Source organism: Burkholderia sp. B21-005 (assembly GCF_020843965.1).
In the GTDB taxonomy this organism is placed as follows: Bacteria; Pseudomonadota; Gammaproteobacteria; order Burkholderiales; family Burkholderiaceae; genus Burkholderia; species Burkholderia ambifaria.
The window spans coordinates 1,955,362-1,977,913 of sequence record NZ_CP086301.1 but is presented as its reverse complement, the minus strand read 5'-3'; the positions used below and the strand labels follow the sequence as shown (position 1 = coordinate 1,977,913).

Sequence of the window (22,552 nt, the reverse complement as noted above, 5' to 3'; positions counted from 1 at the left end):
ACAGGCACAATCACGCCCGCACACATTGACCGGCATGCGCCGCATGCCGGTTTTCACATGATCAAGAAGGAGTATTCCCATGTTGAAAGGCAACCTCGCCGGACTGATGAAGCAAGCGCAGCAAATGCAGGAAAACATGAAGAAGATGCAGGAGCAGCTTGCGCAGATCGAAGTCGAAGGGCAGTCGGGTGCCGGCCTCGTCAAGGTGACGATGACGTGCCGCAACGAAGTGCGTCGCGTGGCGATCGACCCGAGCCTGCTCGCGGACGACAAGGACATGCTCGAGGATCTGGTCGCGGCCGCGTTCAACGATGCCGTACGCAAGGCCGAAGCGACGTCGCAGGAGAAGATGAGCGGCATGACCTCGGGCCTGCCGCTGCCCCCGGGTTTCAAGCTGCCGTTCTGAGCGCAGCGTCCGTTCAGCCCGTCCAGTCTCCAGCCACCGTATGAAACAGCCGTCCGCCCTGTCCGCGCTCGTCGAGGCGCTGCGTGTATTGCCCGGTGTCGGGCCGAAATCCGCGCAGCGCATGGCGTACCACCTGATGCAGCACGATCGGGAGGGCGCGGAGCGGCTCGGCCGGTCGCTGCTGTTCGCGACCGAGCACCTGCAGCACTGCGAGAAGTGCAATACGTTCACGGAAGCGCAGATCTGCGAGGTGTGCAGCGACGACGAGCGTGATCCGACGCTGCTGTGCGTCGTCGAGACGCCGGCCGACCAGATCATGCTCGAGCAGACGATGACGTACCGCGGGCTGTATTTCGTGCTGATGGGGCGGCTGAGCCCGCTCGACGGGATCGGCCCGAAGGAAATCCATTTCGACCGCCTCGTGCGGCGCGCGTCCGACGGGATTGTCAAGGAGGTCGTGCTCGCGACCAACTTCACGAACGAGGGCGAAGCCACCGCGCACTACCTCGGCCAGACGCTGAAGGCGCGCGGGCTCGCGGTCACGCGCCTCGCGCGCGGCGTGCCGGTCGGCGGCGAACTCGAATACGTCGACGCGGGCACCATCGCCCGCGCGATGCTCGACCGCCGCACGATGTAAGCCAGGCGCCGCCGGCGAGCGGCGCCGTTCCTCATGCCAGGGAGACACATGAGCACCAGCCAGGGCCCGCTCGCGGGCGTCAAAGTGCTCGAATTCGGGACGCTGATCGCGGGGCCGTTCGCGTCGCGCCTCTGTGCCGAATTCGGCGCGGAAGTGATCAAGATCGAGGATCCGAACGGCGGCGACCCGCTGCGCAAGTGGCGCAAGCTGCATCCGGAGCAGGGCGGCACGTCGCTGTGGTGGTCGGTCCAGGCGCGCAACAAGAAATCGGTCACCCTCAACCTGAAATCCGATGCCGGCAAGGCGATCGCGCGGCAGCTCGCGCGCGAGGCCGACATCGTGATCGAAAACTTCCGCCCGGGCCTGCTCGAGAAGCTCGGCCTCGGCTACGACGTGCTGTCGGCCGACAACCCCGGTCTCGTGATGGTGCGCCTGTCCGGCTACGGGCAGACGGGCCCGTATCGCGACCGGCCCGGCTTCGGCGCGATCGCCGAATCGATGGGCGGATTGCGTCACATCACCGGCTATCCGGATCTGCCGCCGCCGCGCATCGGCATCTCGATCGGCGATTCGATCGCCGCGCTGCACGGCGTGATCGGCGCACTGATGGCGCTCCACCACCGCAACGTGAATGGCGGCGCGGGGCAGGTGGTCGACGTTGCGCTGTATGAAGCGGTATTCAACATGATGGAAAGCGTGGTGCCCGAATACGGCGTATACGGGATGGTGCGCGAGCGCACCGGCGCGTCGCTGCCGGGCATCGTGCCGTCGAACACCTACGCGTGTCGCGACGGCAGCATCGTGATCGGCGGCAACAGCGACCCGATCTTCAAGCGGCTGATGAAGGCGATCGAGCGCGACGACCTCGCCGACGATCCCGCACTCGCACGGAACGACGGACGCGTGCCGCGCACGCAGGAAATCGACGACGCGATCGCCGCGTGGCTTGCGCCGCGCACGATCGACGACGCGCTGGCCGTGCTCAACGCGGCCGACGTGCCGGCCGGGCGCATCTACAGCGCCGCCGACATGTTCACCGATCCGCAGTTCGTCGCGCGGCAGATGATCCAGCGTTTCAAACTGGCCGACGGCACCGACATTCCGCTGCCGAACATCACGCCGAAGCTGTCCGGCACGCCGGGCGAAACGCGCTGGCTCGGGCCCGAACTCGGCGAGCACACCGACGAGGTGCTGCGCGGCCTCGGCTACGACGCGCAGGCGATCACCGCGCTGCGCGAGGCCGGCGCGATCTGAAGCGTCTCGAGCCGCGGCGATGCGCGCCGGGCTTCCCCGGCGGGACTTTCTTCCGGGTGGCCGGGCGTTTTCCCGAGTGTGCGGAACGCCGCCGCGCAATGCGGCGGCGCACCGCATACGCGTGCTGCGTGCGGGCCCCTCAGCCGCCGCCGGACTGTCGCTCTCGCGCCATCTTTCCTCGGTTACAATCGCCGGATGCGAATCCTACTCAGCAACGACGACGGCTATCTCGCCCCCGGTCTCGGCGCGCTCAGCGACGCGCTGCAGCCGTTGGCCGACCTCACCGTGATCGCACCCGAGCAGAACTGCAGCGGCGCGTCGAATTCCCTCACGCTGTCGCGGCCGCTGTCGGTGCAGCGCGCGACGAATACGGGTTTCTTCTACGTGAACGGCACGCCGACCGATTCGGTGCACGTCGCGTTGACGGGGATGGCCGACGAGCGTCCGGACCTCGTCGTGTCGGGGATCAACAACGGCCAGAACATGGGCGAAGACACCCTCTATTCAGGGACAGTTGCGGCCGCCACCGAAGGCATCATGTTCGGCGTGCCGGCCATCGCGTTCTCGCTGGCCGACAAGGGCTGGGCGCATCTGGCCAACGCGGCGCGCGTCGCCGCGGAAATCGTCGAGCATTACCTCGCGCATCCGCTACCCGGTCAGCCGCTGCTGAACGTCAATATTCCGAATCTGCCGTACGACGAGCTGAAAGGCTGGAAGGTCACGCGCCTCGGCAAGCGTCACCCGTCGCAGCCGGTGATTCGCCAGACCGACCCGCGCGGCGAGCCGGTTTACTGGATCGGGGCCGCGGGTGCGGCGCTGGACGCGAGCGAAGGTACTGATTTCCACGCCGTCGCCAACGGTTTCGTGTCGATCACGCCGCTGCAGCTCGATCTCACGCATACGCAAATGCTGCCTGCAACGCGCGAATGGGCGCGCGCAGGCGGGCGGGCTTCATGAGCGGCGAGCGCGCGAAGCGGTTCCCGCTCGCGCTCGAAGATCTCAAGCGAGCGCCACGCAAATCGGAAGTCCGGTCCGGTGAACGCCATGCGGCGATCGCGGTGCCGAAGGCCGCCGACAAGCCCGCTGCCGTGCTCAAGCCGGTGGCGAAGACGGGCGCTGCCCGCGCGCTGCCCGGCACGACCGCCGCGAAGCCTGCGACCGCACCGAAGCCGACCGTGCTGAAGCCCGCGATGCCGAAGCCGGCCGCGCCGAGCATCGCGCCGGCCGGCGCGTTCGCGCTGACCTCGGAACGTGTGCGCGAGCGCATGGTCGAACGCCTGCGCGCGAACGGCGTGACCGACGCGCGCGTGCTGGATGCGATGGCCGCGGTACCGCGCCACATGTTCGTGGATCCGGGGCTCGCGACGCAGGCCTATGAGGATTCCGCGTTGCCGATCGGCCACCAGCAAACGATTTCAAAGCCGTCGGTCGTCGCGCGCATGATCGAGCTCGCGATGGCCGGCCGCACGCTCGAGCGCGTCCTCGAGATCGGCACCGGTTGCGGCTACCAGGCCGCGGTGCTGAGTCACGTGGCACGCGACGTGTATTCGATTGAACGCATCAAGCCGCTCTATGAGCGCGCGAAGCTGAACCTGCGGCCGCTGCGCGTGCCGAACATCCGTTTGCATTATGGCGACGGGCGTGTCGGCCTGCCGTCCGCGGCCCCGTTCGACGCGATCGTGATCGCGGCGGCGGGGCTCGACGTGCCGCAGGCGCTGCTCGAGCAGCTCGCGATCGGCGGGCGGCTCGTCGCGCCGGTCGGCGCGCAGAGCGGGCAGCACCAGGTGCTCACGCTTGTCGAGCGCGTCGCGCCCGCGCAATGGCGAGAGTCCCGGCTTGATCGCGTTTTCTTTGTCCCTTTAAAATCCGGAGTGATTTGAAACCGATGAGTATGTTGCGCGCGATGCAAAACAACCGAACCAGGGAACCGCTCACGTTCGCCCAGCGCGCGATCTGTGTGGCTGCGTTCTCCACGCTACTGGCCGCCTGTGCGACGCGGCTCGACAACGCGCCCGTCGTCGACCGCTCCGGAACGCTCGGCACGACCGCTGCCGCGCAGCCGGCGGTGCCGCTCGGCCCGCCGCCGCCCGGCTTTTACCGTGTGAAACCGGGTGACACGCTGTACCGGATCGCACTCGAGAACGGGCAGAACTATCGCGACATCGCCGCGTGGAACAACCTGACGAACCCGAACCAGATCGAAGTCGACCAACTGCTGCGCGTCGCGCCGCCGGGCGGCGCCGCGGTTGCCGGCTCGCCGGCTGCCGCGCCGATCGCCGGCGCCGCCGTCGCGACCGCGCCGCTCAGCAGCGGTCCCGCGATGCCGGCCACAGGCTCGTCGTCCGCGATCACGCCGCCGGCTGCCGCCGCCGCATCGAGCGATACGGCAGCGGCGCCGAGCGGCCCCGTGACGTTCGCATGGCCCGTGCGCGGGCCGCTGCTGAACGGTTTCGACGACGCGAAGAACAAGGGTGTCAATATCGGCGGCACGTCCGGTGAACCCGTGAAGGCGGCGGCCGATGGCCGCGTCGTCTACTCGGGCAATGGCCTGCGTGGCTACGGCAACCTCATTATCATCAAACACGATGCAACTTACCTCACGGCGTATGCACATAATCGCGCTTTGATGGTAAAAGAGGGGGACGCGGTGACGAAGGGGCAGAAGATCGCCGAGATGGGTAACAGCGATGCTGACCGCGTGATGCTGCATTTCGAGGTTCGCCGGCAGGGTAAACCTGTCGATCCGCTGAAGTATTTGCCGCCTCAATAACCGAGACGACCATGCCGAAATCGAAGCGCCACGAGCCGCAAGCCGAGTCTGAGAAGATCAGTCGTGCCACGCAAGCATCGGTGGGGCGAGCTGGCGCTTCGAAGGACGACGAAGACGACGTCGCGGAAAACGAACGTGATATCGAGGCAAGCGACGCCGAAGCGGACGGCGACGGCGAGCGCGAAGGCCGTACGGAAGCGGCTCCCGACGTCGACGATTTCCGCGCATTGCTGCAGGCCGAGCTCACGGCCGACACGATCCAGCATTACCTGAACCGCATCAGCGTGAAGCCGCTCCTGACCGTCGAGGAGGAGCAGCGCTATTCGCGTCTCGCGAAGGCCGGCGAATTCGAGGCGCGGCAGGTGATGATCGAGCGCAACCTGCGTCTCGTCGTCAGTATCGCGAAGGGTTACCTGAACCGCGGCGTGCCGCTGCTCGACCTGATCGAGGAAGGCAACCTCGGCCTGATGCACGCGATCGAGAAATTCGACCCGACGCGCGGCTTTCGCTTCTCGACCTATGCGACGTGGTGGATCCGCCAGAGCATCGAGCGGGCGATCATGAACCAGGCCCGCACCGTGCGCTTGCCCGTGCACGTGATCCGCGAGCTGAACCAGGTGCTGCGCGCGAAGCGCCACCTCGAAAAGAATTCGATGTCGACGGGCGAGGCGGCCGAACGCCGCGAAGCCAGCATCGACGACATCGCCTATCTCACCGGCAAGACCGCCGAGGAAGTCACCGACATCCTCGCGCTCAACGAGCACACCGCATCGCTCGACGCACCGCTCGACCTCGATCCCGCGAGCAGCCTGCTCGACCTGCTGCCCGACGACCAGAGCCAGTCGCCCGACGCCGAGGTGCAGCACCGCGAACTCGAGACGCTCACGCGCGCGTGGCTGTCACGTCTGTCCGACAAGCACCGCCACGTGATCGAGCGCCGCTTCGGCCTGAACCACATCGAACCGGCCACGCTCGAGGAGCTGGCCGACGAGATGGGGCTCACGCGCGAGCGCGTGCGGCAGATCCAGCAGGAAGCGCTGGTGCGCCTCAAGCGGTTCTTTGCCTCCAATGGCGTGCGCAAGGACGCCGTTCTGTAACTGATGACTCCGATTCTCGTTTTTGACATCGAGACCATTCCCGATGTCGACGGCATTCGCCGTCTGGAAGATCTGCCCGCGACGCTCGACGACGCCGCGGTGGCCGAACATGCGTTCGCCGCGCGCCGGGAGAAGACCGGCGGCGATTTCCTGCCGCATCACCTGCAGCGCATCGCGGCGATTTCCTGCGTGTTCCGCGACAACAACGGTTTCCGTGTGCGCTCGCTGGGCACGCCCCAGGACAACGAGGCGACGCTGATCCAGTCGTTCTACCGCGTGATCGAGAAATACACGCCGCAGCTCGTGTCGTGGAACGGCGGCGGCTTCGATCTGCCGGTGCTCCATTACCGTGCGCTCGTGCACGGGATTCCCGCGACGCGCTACTGGGACCTGGGCGAGGACGACCGCGAGTTCAAGTGGAACAACTACATCGCGCGCTATCACTCGCGGCATACCGATCTGATGGACGTGCTCGCGATGTATCAGGCGCGTGCGAACGCGCCGCTCGACGCGCTCGCGAAGCTGTGCGGCTTTCCGGGCAAGCTGGGGATGGACGGCAGCCAGGTGTGGCCGGCGTTCCAGGACGGACGGATCGAGGAAATCCGCAACTACTGCGAAACCGACGTCGTCAACACCTACCTGCTGTATTGCCGGTTCCAGCTGATGCGCGGCGGCCTGACGCCGAGCGAATATGCGGACGAGATCCTGCTCGTGAAGAACTCGCTTGCGCAGGAGCCCGCGTCGCATTGGGCCGAATACCTGGCCGGCTTCGACGCGTGACGCGGGCGGCCCGCGTCGCGGCCGCGATCAATTGACCTCGAGTTCGAGCACGACCGGCTGGTGATCCGACTCGCGCAGGTCGCCGTCGATCTCGCAGCGCGTGACGCGCGGCAGCAGCGTATCGGTCACGAACACGAAATCGCACGCGAGCGGCCCCTCCGACCATTGCACCGTGTCGTAGACGCCGGCGGTCGGCGGCGGCGTGTGGCCCGGGTGTCGGGCGATCCAGGCATCGACGAACGACGGCGCGTCCGCGATCGGCTCCAGCAGGCGTCGGTATGCATCGCTGTCGAACGCGCTGTTGAAATCGCCGCAGATGATCGCGTCGCGCGGCTGGCCGGTCGCGCTGAACGGTCCCGCGGCATTCTCCGCCGGGGCGGGCTGGTCGGCGTGGGCGCAGGCTTCGCGGTGCCGGGCGCGCAACGCATCGACCTGTGCGAGTCGCTGGCGCGCGGAATAGTATTCAAGGTGCGTCGTGACGATCCGCAGCGCGCCGGACGGCGTCGTCAGCTCGACTTCCAGCGCGACGCGCGGCATCGACGGCGCGCCGGCGTCGGCCGGCCACGGCAGCAACTGGCGCAGCACGCGTCCGACCGGCAGCCGTGTCGCGATCGCATTGCCGAACTGCCGGCGCGGCGCGCCGGGTTCGAGCGGCGGCAAGTCGGCGCCGATCGCATCGACGATCGTATAGCCGGGCAGCAACGCCGCCAATTCGGCGAACTGGTTGGGGCCCGGCTGGCCGGGCAGCGCGCCGAAGCCGCTCGTGACTTCCTGCAGGCACAGCACGTCGAAGTCGCCGATCCGGCGGGCGGCGGCGATGGTGCGCGCGAGGTCGACGACGCCATCCGCGTCCCGACCCCATTGAATGTTCCAGTCGATCAGTCGCATGGTCGAGTCTCCTGCGAGCAGAGAGTGTCCTCCGAGCAGAACGTGTGCCGCCGGTTGGCTGGCAAGACGCCGCGCCTGCGGGCCGGCTGCGGCCCATTTGTGCATGATGCGGCGCGGTGGATGCATCCGTATCGACGCTTGCGCCATGAAAGCGGGCGATGCGGGCTGTCGTCGTCTACAATCTCGCCTTCTTCAACGTTTGTCAGGAAAAGCTGGTGTCCGAAGCCGTCCCCACTTCTGCGCGCAAGTCGAAAAATGCGCCCGTCGCGCCCGGGCCTGCCCCGGTTCTCGAGATCGAATCGCTCGACATGGAAGCGCGCGGTGTCGGCCGCACGGTCACCGAGGACGGCACGCCAGGCAAGGTCATCTTCGTCGAGGGTGCGCTGCCCGGCGAGCGCGTGACCTATTCGAGCTACCGTCGCAAGCCGAGCTACGAGCAGGCGACCGTTGTCGACATTCTGCGCCCGAGCGTGCTGCGCACGGAGCCGAAATGCGCGTTCTTCGGCACCTGCGGCGGCTGCTCGATGCAGCACCTCGACATGCGCGCGCAAGTGGCGATCAAGCAGCGCGTGCTCGAGGACAACCTGTGGCACCTGTCGAAGCTGCGCGCCGAGACGATGTTCGCGCCGATCCACGGCCCGTCGTGGGGCTACCGCTATCGTGCGCGCCTGACCGTGCGCAACGTCGCGAAGAAGGGCGGCGTGCTGGTCGGGTTCCACGAAAAGAAGAGCAGCTATGTCGCCGACATGACGAGCTGCGAAGTGCTGCCGCCGCACGTGTCGGCAATGCTCGTGCCGCTGCGCCGGCTGGTCGAGGGGCTGTCGATCCGCGACCGGATGCCGCAGATCGAACTCGCGGTCGGTTCGCAAGTCACGGCGCTGGTGCTCCGCGTGCTAGAGCCGATCAATGCGGACGACGAAGCGCTGCTGCGCGCGTTCGCGGACGAGCACAAGGTGCAGTTCTGGCTGCAGCCGAAGGGCCCGGACACGGTGACGCCGTTCTATCCACTCGACGTGCCGCTCGACTACACGCTGCCGGAGTTCGGCATCCGCATGCCGTTCAAGCCGACTGACTTCACGCAGGTCAACCATCAGATCAACCGCGTGCTGGTGGGCCGGGCGCTGCGCCTGCTCGCGCCGTCGCGCGACGATCGCGTGCTCGACCTGTTCTGCGGGATCGGCAACTTCACGCTGCCGCTCGCGCGACTGTCGCGCGAGGTGATGGGCATCGAAGGCAGCGAAACGCTGACGACGCGCGCGCTGGCGAATGCGCGCGAAAACGGCGTCGATGGCCACACGACGTTCGCGTGCCGGAACCTGTTCGAAGTGACGGGCGACGACCTCCGTGCGCTCGGCGCCTTCGACAAGTTCCTGATCGACCCGCCGCGCGAAGGCGCGCTCGCGGTGTCGAAGGCGCTGGCCGAAATCGCGCAGAGCGGCGAAGGCCCGCTGCCGAAGCGTATCGTCTACGTGTCGTGCAACCCGTCGACGCTCGCGCGCGACGCTGGCCTGCTCGTGCACGAGGCGGGTTACCGCCTGAAGGGCGCCGGGGTCGTGAACATGTTCCCGAATACGTCGCACGTCGAATCGATCGCGCTGTTCGAGCGCGACTGAGCGGGCGGACGCCAGACGTAAAAAAACCGGCCCGCGGGCCGGTTTTTCATGGGGTGCGGCGAACGTCAGTTGCGGTTGCCGCCGAAGATGCCAAGCAGCGCGAGCAGGTTCGTGAACACGTTGTACAGGTCGAGGTAGATCGCGAGCGTGGCCGAGATGTAGTTCGTCTCGCCGCCGTTCACGACGCGCTGGACGTCGAACAGCATGTAGGCCGAGAAGATCGCGATCGCGAGCACCGATACGGTGAGCATCAGCGCCGGCAGATGCAGGAAGATATTCGCGACCGAGGCCAGCAGGATCACGATCACGCCCATGAACAGCCACTTGCCGAGCCCCGAGAAGTCGCGCTTGCTGACGGTGGCGATCGTCGCCATCGCGGCGAAGATGATGCCGGTGCCGCCGAACGCGAGCATGATCAGCGACGGGCCGTTCGAGAAGCCGAGGATGAAGCTCAGCAGCCGCGACAGCATCAGGCCCATGAAGAACGTGAAGCCGAGCAGCACGAACACGCCGGCCGCGCTGTTTTTCGTCCGCTCGATCGCGAACATGAAGCCGAACGCGATCGCGAAGAACGCGAGCAGGCTCATCATCGGGCTCGTGGCCGCGAACAGCGAGAAGCCCGTCGCGACGCCGACCCAGGCGCCCAGCACGGTCGGCACCATCGACAGCGCGAGCAGCCAGTACGTGTTCCGCAGCACGCGGTTGCGAACTTCGGCGGTGCTGACGGAACCGCCGCGGCCGAAATTGTACGGATAGTCGTTCATGGTTTCTCCTAACATTGAACGCGTGGGCGTCCGGGGCCGGTTCGGCGCGCGCGGTGTGCGGCGCAGCAAACCGGGGCAGCTATGGCTAAGATACGTTCCGCGCCGCGAGGTTTCAATGGCGGGCGGCGCAAAAACATATGGATTCGAAACCTTTCATTCGTGTAAGGGTTCAATCGCAATGATACACGGGATCGTGCTACAATAGCGGATTCATTTGAACCTGTAACTTCTTAATTTTTTGGAGTTTTTATGGCAATCGAGCGCACCCTGTCGATCATCAAGCCGGATGCGGTGGCAAAGAACGTGATCGGTCAGATCTACAGCCGTTTCGAAGGCGCCGGCCTGAAGATCGTCGCATCGCGCATGGCTCACCTGTCGCGTGGCGACGCAGAGAAGTTCTATGCGGTTCACGCAGCACGTCCGTTCTTCAAGGACCTCGTCGATTTCATGATCTCGGGCCCGGTGATGATCCAGGTTCTGGAAGGTGAAGGCGCGATCCTGAAGAACCGCGACCTGATGGGCGCGACGGATCCGAAGAAGGCGGAAAAGGGCACGATCCGCGCCGACTTCGCCGACAGCATCGACGCGAACGCCGTGCACGGCTCGGACGCTGCCGAAACGGCCGCGGTCGAAATCGCGTTCTTCTTCCCGGAAATGAACGTCTACTCGCGCTAAGCCCTGGCTGGCAACAAGTAGGCAGGATTCAGCGCAAGCGGCAAGGCAGCACATCATGACGAGCGAAACTTCCGTCAATCTTCTCGACTTCGATGCCGAGGGTCTTGTCGCGTACTGCGGCAGCCTCGGCGAGAAGCCGTTCCGCGCCAAGCAGTTGCAGCGCTGGATCCACCAGTACAACGCCGGCGATTTCGACGGCATGACCGATCTCGCGAAGTCCCTGAGAGAAAAGCTCAAGGGCCGTGCGTCGATCGTGATGCCCGAGATCGCCAGCGATCACGTTTCCACCGACGGCACGCGCAAGTGGCTGATCGACGTCGGAAACGGCAATGCGGTCGAAACCGTGTTCATCCCGGAAGAGACGCGCGGCACGCTGTGCGTGTCGTCGCAGGCCGGGTGTGCGGTCAACTGCCGCTTCTGCTCGACGGGCAAGCAGGGCTTCTCCCGCAACCTGTCGACAGCCGAAATCATCGGCCAGCTCCGGATGGCCGAATTTGCACTGCGTGCGTCGCTCGGTCGCGCGCCCGGTCCGAACGGCAAGGCCGAACGGGTCGTCACCAACGTGGTGATGATGGGCATGGGCGAGCCGCTGCTGAACTACAGCGCGGTCGTGCCCGCGATGCGTCTGATGCTCGACGACAACGCGTACGGCCTGTCGCGCCGCCGCGTCACGCTGTCGACGTCCGGCGTGGTGCCGATGATGGACCGCCTCGGCGCCGAATTGCCGGTCGCGCTCGCCGTTTCGCTGCACGCGCCGAACGATGCGCTGCGCGACGAGCTGGTGCCGCTCAACAAGAAGCATCCGCTTCGCGAGCTCATGGCCGCGTGCCAGCGCTATCTGAAAGTCGCGCCGCGCGACTTCATTACTTTCGAGTACTGCATGCTCGACGGCGTCAACGACACCGAAGCGCATGCGCGCGAACTGCTGGCCGTCACGCGTGACGTTCCGTGCAAGTTCAATCTGATCCCGTTCAATCCGTTTCCGGAATCGGGCCTCATCCGCTCGAAGCCGGAGCAGATCAAGCGCTTTGCCCAGGTCCTCATCGACGCGGGAGTCGTCACGACCGTGCGCAAGACGCGCGGCGACGACATCGACGCCGCGTGCGGCCAGCTGGCCGGCGCCGTGAAGGACCGGACGCGCCTGGCGGAGCGAACGGGCGCAGCAGCAAAAATCATCGAAGTTCGGGCGATTTGACGGGGATGCCAGGTCGGGGCGGCCTGGCCGCGGAGGCCCGAACCTCTTGGCGGTACAACACGCGAATAGCGATCGGTCGCGGCGCCCTGGCGCCGCGCATGATATGGACAGTTGCGGGTGCCGGCCGGCGGGAGCCGGCGGCGCTCGCCAGTGAAGAAGAATCGACGCGAGGACAAGGATGAGTGAGCCGCAGCCGACAAACGGCGCAGAGACGGATGCCGCGAAGCCGGCACCGGCGGAGTTGGAAACGCTGGCGGCCGTCGGCAGCCGGTTGGCGCAGCTCCGGGAGGCGAAGGGCTGGACGGTCGACGACGTGTCGGCGCGGCTCAAGGTCGCCCCGCAGAAGCTGCGTGCGCTCGAGGCAGGCGACATCAGCCATTTGCCCGGCGTGACGTTCGCGCTCGGCGTCGTGCGCAGCTACGCGAAGATGCTCGGCGTCGATCCGGAGCCGTTTGCACAGGCGTTGCGCCGCGAGCGCGGCGTGCCGGAAGTCGATCTGTCGATGCCCGCGTCGTCGGGGACGGATCTGCCGCGCGGCCGTGTGTCGATTCCGCTCGGCGGCTCGTCGCGCCACCATCCGTGGCTGTGGGGGACGGCGATCGTCGTCGTCGCGGTGGTCGCGGTGCTCATGTGGCACACTGGCGGCGATTCGTCGAGCTGGCTCGCGCGTTTCAAGGGCAGCGACACCGAACATGCGTCGGCGGCCAGCGCGCCGGCGGCGTCTTCGGTCGAAGAGGCCGCCGCGGGCGGCGCGTCGGCGGCAGCCGGCAACGTTGCCCCGGCGCAGGTTGCGGCATCCGCCGTGGCGCCGCAGGTCGTTGCATCGGCTGCACCGGCGCCGGTTCCGGCCCCGCCGGTCGCGGTGCCTGCATCGCAACCCGTCGTGACGGCTGCAGCGAGCGGCGCGGCCGTGCCGGCCCAGCCCGCGAGCGTCGTGGTGGCGGCAGGCCAGTCGATGGTCGAACTGAAGGTCAAGCAGGATTGCTGGTTCAGCGTGCGCGACAAGAACGGCAAGGAGCTGTTCTCGGCGCTGGTGCGGGCCGGCGAGACGAAGCAGGTCGCCGGCGAGGGGCCGTTCAAGGTCACGATCGGCAACAAGGCAGGCATGGACGCGGTCGCGTTCGACGGAAAACCTGTCGATCCGGCAAAATATTCGGCAGCGCGGGGTAACGTGGCGCGGTTCACGTTGCCCTGACGTCAAGCGCCGTGGCGAGGGCCTGTCCAGGACAGGCCGCGAGGGCACGGCGCTTTTTCAATTCATGCGCCGCTTCGCGGCGCATTCCGCGTAAATGGATCTATCGATGCAATCCGAAGCTCAATCCCCACGCAGCAGTCAGATTTGTTCAACCGAGCCGGTATTCGGCGGGCATCAGCCGCGTCGCGTGTCGCATGCGGTGGATGTTCGTTGGGGCGGGCAGCTCGTGACGATCGGCGGCGATGCGCCGGTGCGCGTCCAGTCGATGACGAATACCGACACGGCCGACGCGATCGGCACGGCGATCCAGATCAAGGAACTCGCGAACGCGGGCTCCGAACTGGTCCGCATCACCGTCAACACGCCGGAGGCCGCGGCCGCCGTGCCGGCGATCCGCGAACAGCTCGACCGGATGGGCGTGAGCGTGCCGCTCGTCGGCGATTTCCACTACAACGGCCACCTGCTGCTGCGCGACTACCCGGGCTGCGCGGAAGCGCTGTCGAAGTACCGGATCAATCCCGGCAACGTCGGCCAGGGTGCGAAGCGCGACACGCAGTTCGCGCTGATGATCGAAGCCGCGGCCAAGTACGACAAGGCGGTGCGGATCGGCGTGAACTGGGGCAGCCTCGACCAGGACCTGCTCGCGCGCATGATGGACGAGAACGGCGCGCGTGCGCAGCCGTGGGACGCGCAAAGCGTGATGTACGAGGCGCTGATCCAGTCGGCGATCGGCTCGGCCGAGCGCGCGGTCGAACTCGGTCTCGGCCGTGATCGCATCGTGCTGTCGTGCAAGGTCAGCGGCGTGCAGGACCTGATCGCCGTGTACCGCGAACTCGGCCGCCGCTGCGGCTTCGCGCTGCACCTCGGTCTGACCGAGGCCGGCATGGGCTCGAAGGGCATCGTTGCCTCGACGGCCGCGCTCGGCGTGCTGCTGCAGGAAGGGATCGGCGACACGATCCGCATCTCGCTGACGCCGGAACCGGGCGCGCCGCGCACGGGCGAGGTGATCGTCGGCCAGGAAATCCTGCAGACGATGGGCCTGCGCTCGTTTGCGCCGATGGTGATCGCGTGTCCGGGCTGCGGCCGCACGACGAGCACGCTGTTCCAGGAGCTCGCGATGCAGATCCAGACCTACCTGCGCGAGCAGATGCCCGTATGGCGCAAGGAATATCCGGGCGTCGAGAAGATGAACGTCGCGGTGATGGGCTGCATCGTCAACGGCCCGGGCGAATCGAAGCACGCGAACATCGGCATCAGCCTGCCGGGTTCGGGCGAGAACCCGGCCGCGCCCGTCTTCATCGACGGCGAGAAGGTCAAGACGCTGCGCGGCGAGCGGATCGCCGAGGAATTCCAGCAGATCGTCAGCGACTACGTCGCACGCAACTACGGCCGCACCGAAGCCCTGAATTAATTCGTCCACACAACACGATGACTGAACAGAAACGCAAGATCGAGAAGCTCACCGGTGTCAAAGGCATGAACGACATCCTTCCGCAGGATGCCGGCCTGTGGGAGTTCTTCGAAGCTACCGTGAAATCGTTGCTGCGCGCGTACGGCTACCAGAACATCCGCACGCCGATCGTCGAACACACGCAGCTCTTCACGCGCGGCATCGGCGAAGTCACGGACATCGTCGAGAAGGAAATGTACAGCTTCACCGACGCGCTGAACGGCGAGAACCTGACGATGCGCCCGGAGAACACCGCGGCCGTCGTGCGTGCGTCGATCGAGCACAACATGCTGTACGACGGCCCGAAGCGCCTGTGGTACATCGGCCCGATGTTCCGTCACGAGCGTCCGCAGCGCGGCCGCTACCGCCAGTTCCACCAGGTCGGCGTCGAGGCGCTCGGCTTCGCGGGCCCGGATGCGGACGCCGAGATCATCATGATGTGCCAGCGCCTGTGGGACGACCTCGGGCTGACCGGCATCAAGCTCGAGATCAACTCGCTCGGCCTCGCGGAAGAGCGGGCCGCGCACCGCGTCGAACTGATCAAGTACCTCGAGCAGTTCGCTGACGTACTGGACGAGGACGCGAAGCGCCGCCTGTATACGAACCCGCTGCGCGTGCTCGACACGAAGAATCCCGCGCTGCAGGAAATCGCGCAGAACGCGCCGAAGCTGATCGACTTCCTCGGCGACGAATCGCGTGCGCACTTCGAAGGGTTGCAGCGCCTGCTGCTCGCGAACAACATTCCGTTCAAGATCAACCCGCGTCTCGTGCGCGGCCTCGACTACTACAACCTGACCGTGTTCGAGTGGGTGACCGACAAGCTCGGCGCACAGGGCACCGTCGCGGCCGGCGGCCGCTATGATCCGCTGATCGAGCAGCTCGGCGGCAAGCCGACCGCCGCATGCGGTTGGGCGATGGGCATCGAGCGCATTCTCGAACTGCTGAAGGAAGAGGATCTCGTGCCCGAGCAGGAAGGTGTCGACGTGTACGTGGTGCACCAGGGCGAGACGGCGCGCGAACAGGCGTTCATCGCGGCCGAGCGTCTGCGCGATACGGGCCTTGACGTGATTTTCCACTGCAGCGCCGACGGCGCGCCGGCAAGCTTCAAGTCGCAGATGAAGCGGGCCGATGCAAGCGGTGCCGCGTTCGCGGTGATCTTCGGCGAAGAAGAGGTCGCGAACGGCACGGTGGGCGTGAAAGCGCTGCGCGGTGCAGGCGAGGAAGGGGAAAAGAACGTTCAGCAGACCGTACCGGTCGAAAGCTTGACCGAATTCCTAATCAATGCGATGGTTGCATCCGCCGAAGACGGCGACGACTGATCGCGCTGGCATTCGCTCGACAAGAAAAAGCCTGAACAGGAAGGAATCGCTCGCCGATGAGTTATCACGACGAACAAGAATCGATTGAAAGTGTCAAGGCGTGGTGGGCCCGCTGGGGCAACCTCACCACGTGGATCGTGCTCGCGGCGCTGGTCGTCGCGGCCGGTTTCAACGGCTGGAATTACTGGCAGCGCCGTCAGGCCGCCGAGGCTTCCGGGTTGTACGAGCAGGTCCAGAAGGCCGCCGCCGCGAACGACAAGGCGACGATGGCCCGCGCGGCTGCCGACATGGAAGACAAGTTCGGCCGCACGCCGTATGCGCAGATGACGGCCCTGTCGGCCGCGAAGACACTCTACGCGGCAGGCGACGCCGCCGGCGCGAAGGCACAGTTGCAATGGGCTGTCGATCACGCCAGGGATGACGAGTACAAGCAGATCGCGAAGCTGCGTCTCGCGTCGCTGCTGCTCGACGAGAAGGCGTACGATGCGGGCCTCGCGCTGCTGTCCGGCACGCCGGTCGATGCATTCAAGGGCGTCGTGGCGGATCGCCGCGGCGATCTGCTGGCCGCGCAAGGCAAGACCGACGACGCGCGCGCTGCGTACAAGCTTGCGCTCGATGGCCTGTCGAAGGACGACCAGTCCGCGCGCCAGCTCGTGCAGTTCAAGCTCGACGCGCTCGGCGGCTGATTCCGGCCCCCTCAACCTCTTAACTCTGCTTCGCTAACCGATGAATTTGCTGAAACGTTACGCTGTGCCCGTAGCCTGCGCGGCGGCTGTCCTGGCATTGGCGGCCTGCTCGTCGTCGAAGGACGCGCGCCGCGTGCCGACGCCGCTCACCGAGTTCAAGCCCGTCATGGACGTGCAACAGGTCTGGAAGGCGAGCGTCGGCAAGGGCGGGCGCTACCTGTTCACGCCGGTGGCCGTGGGTGATGCCGTCTATGCCGCGGGTGAGAACGGTTCGGTCGAGAAGATCGACGCGAAGACGGGCCAGACGCTGTGGCGCTCGAAAGTCGGTTCGGACCTGTCGGCCGGTGTCGGCAGTGACGGCAACCTGACCGCGGTCGGCGCGCTCAAGGGCGGCGTGTTCGTCCTCGGCCCCGACGGCAAGCTGCTGTGGAAGACGAGCGTGCAGGGCGAGATCTTCTCGCCGCCGCTGGTCGGCAACGGCCTCGTGGTCGTGCGCACGATCGACGGCCAGGTGATCGCGTTCAACGCGCAGACGGGCGAGCAGAAGTGGAACTACCGCAACCGCGCGGTGCCGCTGAACCTGCGCGTGTCGGCCGGCATGACCTTCGCGGGCGATGCGGCCGTGCTGGCGGGCTTCCCCGGCGGCGGTCTGGTTGCGATCAACCTGCAGACGGGCGAACCGTTCTGGCAGACTCCGGTGTCGTTCCCGAAGGGTGTGACCGAAGTGGAGCGCATCAACGACGTCAGCGGTCCGCCGACGCTCGTGGGTGCCGAAGCGTGCGCGGTTACGTTCCAGGGGCAGATCGGCTGCTTCGACGCGAATTCGGGCCGTCCGCTGTGGGAAAAGTCGTTCTCGAGCCGCAGCGGCCTGGCGCAGGACGATTCGGTCGTCGCCGGCGGCGACGACTGGTCGGTCGTGACGGCCTATGACGCGGCGAGCGGCAACCAGATCTGGCGCAACGACAAGCTGAAGAGCCGCGACGTCGGCGTGCCTTACCTGCTTGGCCATGCGGTCGTGATGGGCGACTACAAGGGCTTCGTGCACTTCCTGTCGCGCGAGGACGGCAGCTTCATCGCCCGGATGAAGACCGACGGCAGCGCGATTACCGCGGCGCCGGTCCTGGCGGGCAATACGCTCGTCGTGCAGACGACGGACGGCGGCCTGTACGGGTTCCGTCCGCGCTGACGCGCACGCAACAGGCGCAATCGCGGCGCGACGGGCCTGGTCCCGCGCGCCGCGGTCGCGCGACACGAAGGCGGCCGGTGTCCCCGGCCGCTCGGTATTTGAAAGGCAGTTCGAAACGAAAGACCACGGCGTGCAACGCGCGCCCGGCGCGCGCATCCGGCGCGGCGCGAATTCGTGATATTTTCATTCAGCGCAGCCGCCCGCAGCAGCGGGCCTCCCGCTGCTGCGCATCACCGTAGAAAACACAGATGAAACCGGTCATTGCCCTTGTTGGGCGCCCCAATGTGGGGAAATCCACGCTGTTCAACCGGCTCACGCGCTCGCGTGATGCGCTGGTCGCCGACTTGCCGGGCCTCACGCGCGATCGCCATTACGGCGAAGGGCGGGTCGGCGAACGGCCGTACCTGGTCGTCGATACCGGCGGCTTCGAACCCGTCGCGAAGGACGGCATCCTGCACCAGATGGCGCGTCAGACGCGGCAGGCCGTCGAGGAAGCCGACGTGGTCGTATTCATCGTCGACGGCCGTAACGGGCTCGCGCCGCAGGACAAGTCGATCGCCGACTACCTGCGCAAGACCGGCCGCCCGATCTTCCTGGTCGTCAACAAGGCCGAGGGGATGAAGTACACGGCGGTCGCGACGGACTTCTACGAGCTCGGCCTCGGCGATCCGCGCGCGATCTCGGCCGCGCACGGCGACGGCGTGACCGACATGATCAACGAGGCGCTGGAAGTCGCGTACGCGGGCCAGCCCGAGGAAGCGGACGAAGACGATCCGTCGCGCGGCATCAAGATCGCGATCGTGGGCCGCCCGAACGTCGGCAAGTCGACGCTCGTGAACGCGCTGATCGGCGAGGACCGCGTGATCGCGTTCGACATGCCGGGCACGACGCGCGATTCGATCTACGTCGACTTCGAGCGTAACGGCAAGAAATACACGCTGATCGACACGGCGGGCCTGCGACGCCGCGGCAAGGTGTTCGAGGCGATCGAGAAATTCTCGGTCGTGAAGACGCTGCAATCGATTTCCGACGCGAACGTCGTCATTCTTCTGCTGGATGCGCAGCAGGACATTTCCGATCAGGACGCGCACATCGCCGGCTTCGTCGTCGAACAGGGCCGCGCGCTCGTGATCGGCGTCAACAAGTGGGACGGTCTCGACGACCACGCGCGCGATCGCGCGAAAGCGGATTTGACCCGCAAGCTGAAATTCCTCGACTTCGCGAAATCGCACTACATTTCGGCCGCGAAGAAGACGGGCATCGGCGCGCTGATGCGCTCGGTCGACGATGCGTACGCGGCGGCCATGGCGAAACTGCCGACGCCGAAGCTCACGCGCGCGCTGATCGAGGCCGTCGAGTTCCAGCAGCCGCGCCGTCGCGGTCCGGTGCGTCCGAAGCTGCGCTACGCGCACCAGGGCGGACAGAATCCGCCGCTGATCGTGATCCACGGCAACGCGCTCGACGCGGTGACCGAAACGTACAAGCGCTACCTCGAAAACCGATTCCGCGAAACTTTCTCCCTGACCGGGACTCCATTGCGCATAGAGTTCCGTTCGTCGAACAATCCGTACGCGGACAAGGGCTGAACATGCCTGCCACGCACGTCCCGCAAGGGATAGGCCGCATGGCCTGCTGCCGGGCGGGGCAGGCAAAATCAGCTATAGTGTAGCGATTGGCGCCGGATCTCTTTTTCTTCGGCGCCAAATTCAGATCAACCTGCAAAAAAAGATGGAGTACGCCATGAGCAACAAAGGGCAATTGTTACAAGACCCGTTTTTGAACGCACTGCGCAAAGAGCACGTTCCCGTTTCGATCTATCTCGTCAACGGCATCAAGCTCCAAGGGAACATTGAATCGTTCGACCAGTACGTCGTGTTGCTCCGTAATACGGTGACCCAGATGGTCTACAAGCACGCCATCTCGACGGTCGTGCCGGCGCGCCCGGTGAATTTCCACCCGGACGCGGAAGCCACCACGTCCTAACCTATCGCAGCGGCCGGCATCCGGTCGCCGCGAGCGACCGATGCCAGCCGCCTTATCTTGACACCCGATAATTTGATCAACGCAGCGCTCGTCGGCATCGACTTCGGCAAGACCGATTTCGAAGCCAGTCTCGAAGAACTCAGTCTTCTCGCCTCAAGTGCGGGGGCACGTCCCGCCGTCACCCTCACGGGTCGTCGCGCCAGTCCCGATGCCAAGATGTTCATCGGCAGCGGCAAAGCCGAAGAACTACGGCTTGCCTGCGACGCACACAACGTCGAAATCGTCATCTTCAACCACGCACTGGCGCCGGCTCAGCAACGCAACCTGGAGCAGGCGCTTAACAGGCGGGTGGTCGATCGCACGAGTCTCATCCTCGATATCTTTGCGCAGCGCGCCCGCAGCCACGAAGGCAAGCTGCAGGTCGAGCTCGCGCAGCTGCAATACCTGTCGACCCGTCTGATTCGCGCGTGGACCCACCTGGAGCGGCAAAAGGGTGGTATCGGCCTGCGTGGCCCCGGCGAAACCCAGCTCGAAACCGACCGCCGGCTGATCGGCGAGCGCATCAAGATGCTGAAGTCGCGGCTCGACCGGCTGCGCCGGCAACACAGCACGCAGCGTCGCCAGCGCGCGCGCAGCGGCACGATGTCGGTGTCGCTCGTCGGCTATACGAACGCGGGCAAGTCGACGCTGTTCAATGCGCTGACGAAGGCGCAGGCCTATGCGGCCGATCAACTGTTCGCCACGCTCGATACGACGTCGCGGCGCGTGTACCTGGGCGACGAGGTCGGCCAGATCGTCGTGTCCGATACGGTCGGGTTCATCCGCGAACTGCCTCACCAACTGGTTGCCGCGTTCCGCGCGACCCTCGAGGAAACGATCCATGCGGATTTGCTGCTGCACGTGGTCGATGCGTCGAGCGCGGTGCGGCTCGAACAGATCGAGCAGGTGAACGGCGTGCTGCACGAAATCGGCGCGGACACGATCCGGCAGGTGCTGGTGTTCAACAAGATCGACGCCGTGCCCGAGCTGGCGGCCCGCGGCGACGCGGTCGAGCGCGACGAGTATGGTAATATTTCGCGCGTCTTTTTGAGCGCGCGCACTGGTCAGGGTCTCGACACGTTGCGTGCCGCTATCGCCGAAATCGCCTCCGCGGAACACCTTTCCAGCGCGACGTTACCCAACGGCGCGCTCGACGGCGCTCCCGCTGAACCACACGAAGACCACACGATTTCCGAACACGGGCGCTAACCGGCCCCGGCCGGTTCGCTGGCGTCCCATCTGGTGAACAAACTCTGGTGAACGAATACAACGAGCGGAGTACCTGGCGGCGGATGCGCGCCTTGCTGTCGAACAACGATCCCCGCTGGGGACGCGGCGAAGGCAAGGGCAACGACGCATCCCGTCCGCGTGCGAACGAATCGAAGCGTCCGCCCGGTGGCGACGGTGACGGTCCGCCCGATCTCGACGAGATGTGGCGCAACTTCAACCGGCGTCTGAGCGGCCTGTTCGGCGGCAAGGGCGGCAACGGCTTCCGGCCCGACAACGGCCGGGCCGCGCGCGTCGGCGTCGGCATCGTGATCGGCGTGCTGGTCGCGGTCTACGCGGGCAGCGGGCTGTTCGTCGTGCAGGACGGCCAGACGGGCGTCGTGCTGCAGTTCGGCAAATTGTCCGGCACGGTCGGTCAGGGCGTGCACTGGCGCGCGCCGTATCCGTTCGCGTCGCACGAGATCGTCGACACGTCGCAGGTTCGTTCGATCGAGATCGGCCGCAACAACGTCGTGCGTCTCGCGAACGTGAAGGAAGCCGCGATGCTGACGCGCGACGCCGACATCGTCGACGTGCGTTTCGTCGTCCAGTACCGGATCCGTTCGGCAACCGATTACCTGTTCCGCAGCGTCGACCCCGAGCGCAGCGTGTCGCAGGCCGCCCAGGCCGCGGTGCGCGCGATCGTCGGCACGCGCAGCGCAGCCGACATGCTGAGCCAGGACCGCGACGCGCTGCGCGAGCAGCTGTCCGCCGCGATCCAGCGCGATCTCGATCGCTATCAGTCGGGGCTCGAGGTCACGGCCGTCACGATGCAGAGCGTCGCGGCGCCGGAGCAGACGCAAGCCGCGTACGCCGAAGTCGCGAAGGCGCGCGACGACCGCGAGGCCGCCAAGCGTACCGCGCAGGCCTATGCGAACGACTTGCTGCCCAAGGCGCAGGGCGATGCCGCGAAACTCGCCGACGAAGCGAAGGCGTATGCCGATCGCGTGGTCACCGAGGCCGAAGGCGACGCCGACCGGTTCAAGCAGGTCTATGCGCAGTATTCGAAGGCGCCCGCGGTGATCCGCGAGCGGATGTACCTCGAGACGATGCAGGAAATCTATTCGAACGCGACGAAGGTGTTTGTCGGCAACAAGGGCAGCAACGTCGTGTACCTGCCGCTCGACAAGCTCGTCGAGCAGGGGCGCCAAAACGCCACGAGCACCGCGAATGCCGCGACGCCCGCCGGCGCATCTGCGCCCGACGCAGCGTCGGCTCCGGCCGCCGCGGCGGCGAGCGTGCCCGCGAGCGCGGCTTCGGCCGCGGCGGCGCCCGCACCGGGCAGCGACGTGCTGCGGTCGCGCGAAGCGTTCCGCAGCCGCTCGCGCGAAGACGATACGAAGTAACGG

Annotated in this window: 22 protein-coding genes; 20 read left to right on the top strand and 2 right to left on the bottom strand. The window is 66.3% G+C overall.

The genetic code is table 11. The annotated features are described in order from the left end of the window. Window positions 1-79 precede the first annotated feature (79 nt). The 8 genes from LMA02_RS09265 to LMA02_RS09230 all read left to right on the top strand — a co-directional run bounded on the left by LMA02_RS09265 (window position 80) and on the right by LMA02_RS09230 (window position 6,944). Complete coding sequence (locus LMA02_RS09265; RefSeq protein ID WP_006755698.1) at window positions 80-406, top strand: YbaB/EbfC family nucleoid-associated protein; 327 nt, start codon at window positions 80-82, stop codon at window positions 404-406. Between the two features lie 40 nt (window positions 407-446). After that, window positions 447-1,043: a recombination mediator RecR gene (recR, locus tag LMA02_RS09260; protein WP_151068233.1), complete on the top strand. Its 597-nt coding sequence runs from the start codon at window positions 447-449 to the stop codon at window positions 1,041-1,043. Window positions 1,044-1,091: 48 nt separating this feature from the next. Continuing rightward, window positions 1,092-2,297, top strand: a complete 1,206-nt coding sequence (locus LMA02_RS09255; protein ID WP_228904454.1) for a CaiB/BaiF CoA transferase family protein — start codon at window positions 1,092-1,094, stop codon at window positions 2,295-2,297. A gap of 195 nt (window positions 2,298-2,492) precedes the next feature. Then, entirely contained in the window at window positions 2,493-3,254 is a 762-nt protein-coding gene (gene surE / locus LMA02_RS09250) for a 5'/3'-nucleotidase SurE (protein WP_228904452.1), read from the top strand. Then, on the top strand, window positions 3,251-4,177 hold the full coding sequence (locus LMA02_RS09245) for a protein-L-isoaspartate(D-aspartate) O-methyltransferase (protein ID WP_228904451.1): 927 nt from the start codon (window positions 3,251-3,253) through the stop codon (window positions 4,175-4,177). Before surE ends, LMA02_RS09245 begins: the two co-directional genes overlap by 4 nt. Window positions 4,178-4,182: 5 nt before the next feature. Then, window positions 4,183-5,067: a peptidoglycan DD-metalloendopeptidase family protein gene (locus LMA02_RS09240; RefSeq protein WP_228904449.1), complete on the top strand. Its 885-nt coding sequence runs from the start codon at window positions 4,183-4,185 to the stop codon at window positions 5,065-5,067. 11 nt (window positions 5,068-5,078) lie between these two features. Beyond that, entirely contained in the window at window positions 5,079-6,164 is a 1,086-nt protein-coding gene (gene rpoS, locus LMA02_RS09235) for an RNA polymerase sigma factor RpoS (RefSeq protein ID WP_166725480.1), read from the top strand. 3 nt (window positions 6,165-6,167) lie between these two features. Further along, the gene (locus LMA02_RS09230; protein ID WP_006755578.1) at window positions 6,168-6,944 is read left to right on the top strand and encodes a 3'-5' exonuclease; all 777 of its coding nucleotides are present in this window, start codon (window positions 6,168-6,170) and stop codon (window positions 6,942-6,944) included. A 27-nt stretch (window positions 6,945-6,971) separates the two neighbouring features. On the opposite strand, the gene LMA02_RS09225 is transcribed toward LMA02_RS09230, so the two are convergent. Further along, complete coding sequence (locus LMA02_RS09225; protein ID WP_228904447.1) at window positions 6,972-7,832, bottom strand: endonuclease/exonuclease/phosphatase family protein; 861 nt, start codon at window positions 7,830-7,832, stop codon at window positions 6,972-6,974. Window positions 7,833-7,990: 158 nt separating this feature from the next. On the opposite strand from LMA02_RS09225, the gene rlmD reads away from it, so the two are divergent. Further along, window positions 7,991-9,445, top strand: coding sequence for a 23S rRNA (uracil(1939)-C(5))-methyltransferase RlmD (rlmD, locus tag LMA02_RS09220; protein WP_324251164.1), 1,455 nt, complete (start codon window positions 7,991-7,993; stop codon window positions 9,443-9,445). 65 nt (window positions 9,446-9,510) lie between these two features. On the opposite strand, the gene LMA02_RS09215 is transcribed toward rlmD, so the two are convergent. Next, window positions 9,511-10,209 (bottom strand): Bax inhibitor-1/YccA family protein, encoded by a 699-nt coding sequence (locus LMA02_RS09215; RefSeq protein WP_228904443.1) that lies wholly within the window; start codon window positions 10,207-10,209, stop codon window positions 9,511-9,513. A gap of 249 nt (window positions 10,210-10,458) precedes the next feature. Between LMA02_RS09215 and ndk the strand changes: the two genes are divergently transcribed. From ndk to hflK, 11 genes are all read left to right on the top strand, one after another. Then, complete coding sequence (ndk, locus tag LMA02_RS09210; protein WP_006755775.1) at window positions 10,459-10,884, top strand: nucleoside-diphosphate kinase; 426 nt, start codon at window positions 10,459-10,461, stop codon at window positions 10,882-10,884. A gap of 55 nt (window positions 10,885-10,939) precedes the next feature. Further along, entirely contained in the window at window positions 10,940-12,079 is a 1,140-nt protein-coding gene (gene rlmN / locus LMA02_RS09205) for a 23S rRNA (adenine(2503)-C(2))-methyltransferase RlmN (RefSeq protein ID WP_006755776.1), read from the top strand. Window positions 12,080-12,257: 178 nt separating this feature from the next. Next, window positions 12,258-13,274, top strand: coding sequence for a helix-turn-helix domain-containing protein (locus LMA02_RS09200; RefSeq protein WP_228904441.1), 1,017 nt, complete (start codon window positions 12,258-12,260; stop codon window positions 13,272-13,274). Between the two features lie 106 nt (window positions 13,275-13,380). Then, entirely contained in the window at window positions 13,381-14,685 is a 1,305-nt protein-coding gene (gene ispG, locus LMA02_RS09195; protein ID WP_228904440.1) for a flavodoxin-dependent (E)-4-hydroxy-3-methylbut-2-enyl-diphosphate synthase, read from the top strand. Window positions 14,686-14,702: 17 nt separating this feature from the next. Continuing rightward, window positions 14,703-16,043, top strand: a complete 1,341-nt coding sequence (hisS, locus tag LMA02_RS09190; RefSeq protein WP_126227980.1) for a histidine--tRNA ligase — start codon at window positions 14,703-14,705, stop codon at window positions 16,041-16,043. Between the two features lie 56 nt (window positions 16,044-16,099). Next, entirely contained in the window at window positions 16,100-16,729 is a 630-nt protein-coding gene (locus LMA02_RS09185; protein ID WP_175730877.1) for a tetratricopeptide repeat protein, read from the top strand. Window positions 16,730-16,769: 40 nt separating this feature from the next. Beyond that, window positions 16,770-17,915: an outer membrane protein assembly factor BamB gene (gene bamB, locus LMA02_RS09180; RefSeq protein ID WP_228904438.1), complete on the top strand. Its 1,146-nt coding sequence runs from the start codon at window positions 16,770-16,772 to the stop codon at window positions 17,913-17,915. Window positions 17,916-18,163: 248 nt separating this feature from the next. Then, on the top strand, window positions 18,164-19,501 hold the full coding sequence (gene der / locus LMA02_RS09175) for a ribosome biogenesis GTPase Der (RefSeq protein ID WP_006754898.1): 1,338 nt from the start codon (window positions 18,164-18,166) through the stop codon (window positions 19,499-19,501). A 154-nt stretch (window positions 19,502-19,655) separates the two neighbouring features. Beyond that, a complete protein-coding gene (hfq, locus tag LMA02_RS09170) occupies window positions 19,656-19,898 on the top strand; it encodes an RNA chaperone Hfq (RefSeq protein WP_006754897.1) in 243 nt (80 codons plus the stop codon). Window positions 19,899-19,970: 72 nt separating this feature from the next. Beyond that, window positions 19,971-21,146, top strand: coding sequence for a GTPase HflX (gene hflX, locus LMA02_RS09165; protein WP_174959440.1), 1,176 nt, complete (start codon window positions 19,971-19,973; stop codon window positions 21,144-21,146). Between the two features lie 47 nt (window positions 21,147-21,193). Then, entirely contained in the window at window positions 21,194-22,549 is a 1,356-nt protein-coding gene (gene hflK / locus LMA02_RS09160) for an FtsH protease activity modulator HflK (protein ID WP_228904435.1), read from the top strand. Window positions 22,550-22,552: the final 3 nt, after the last annotated feature.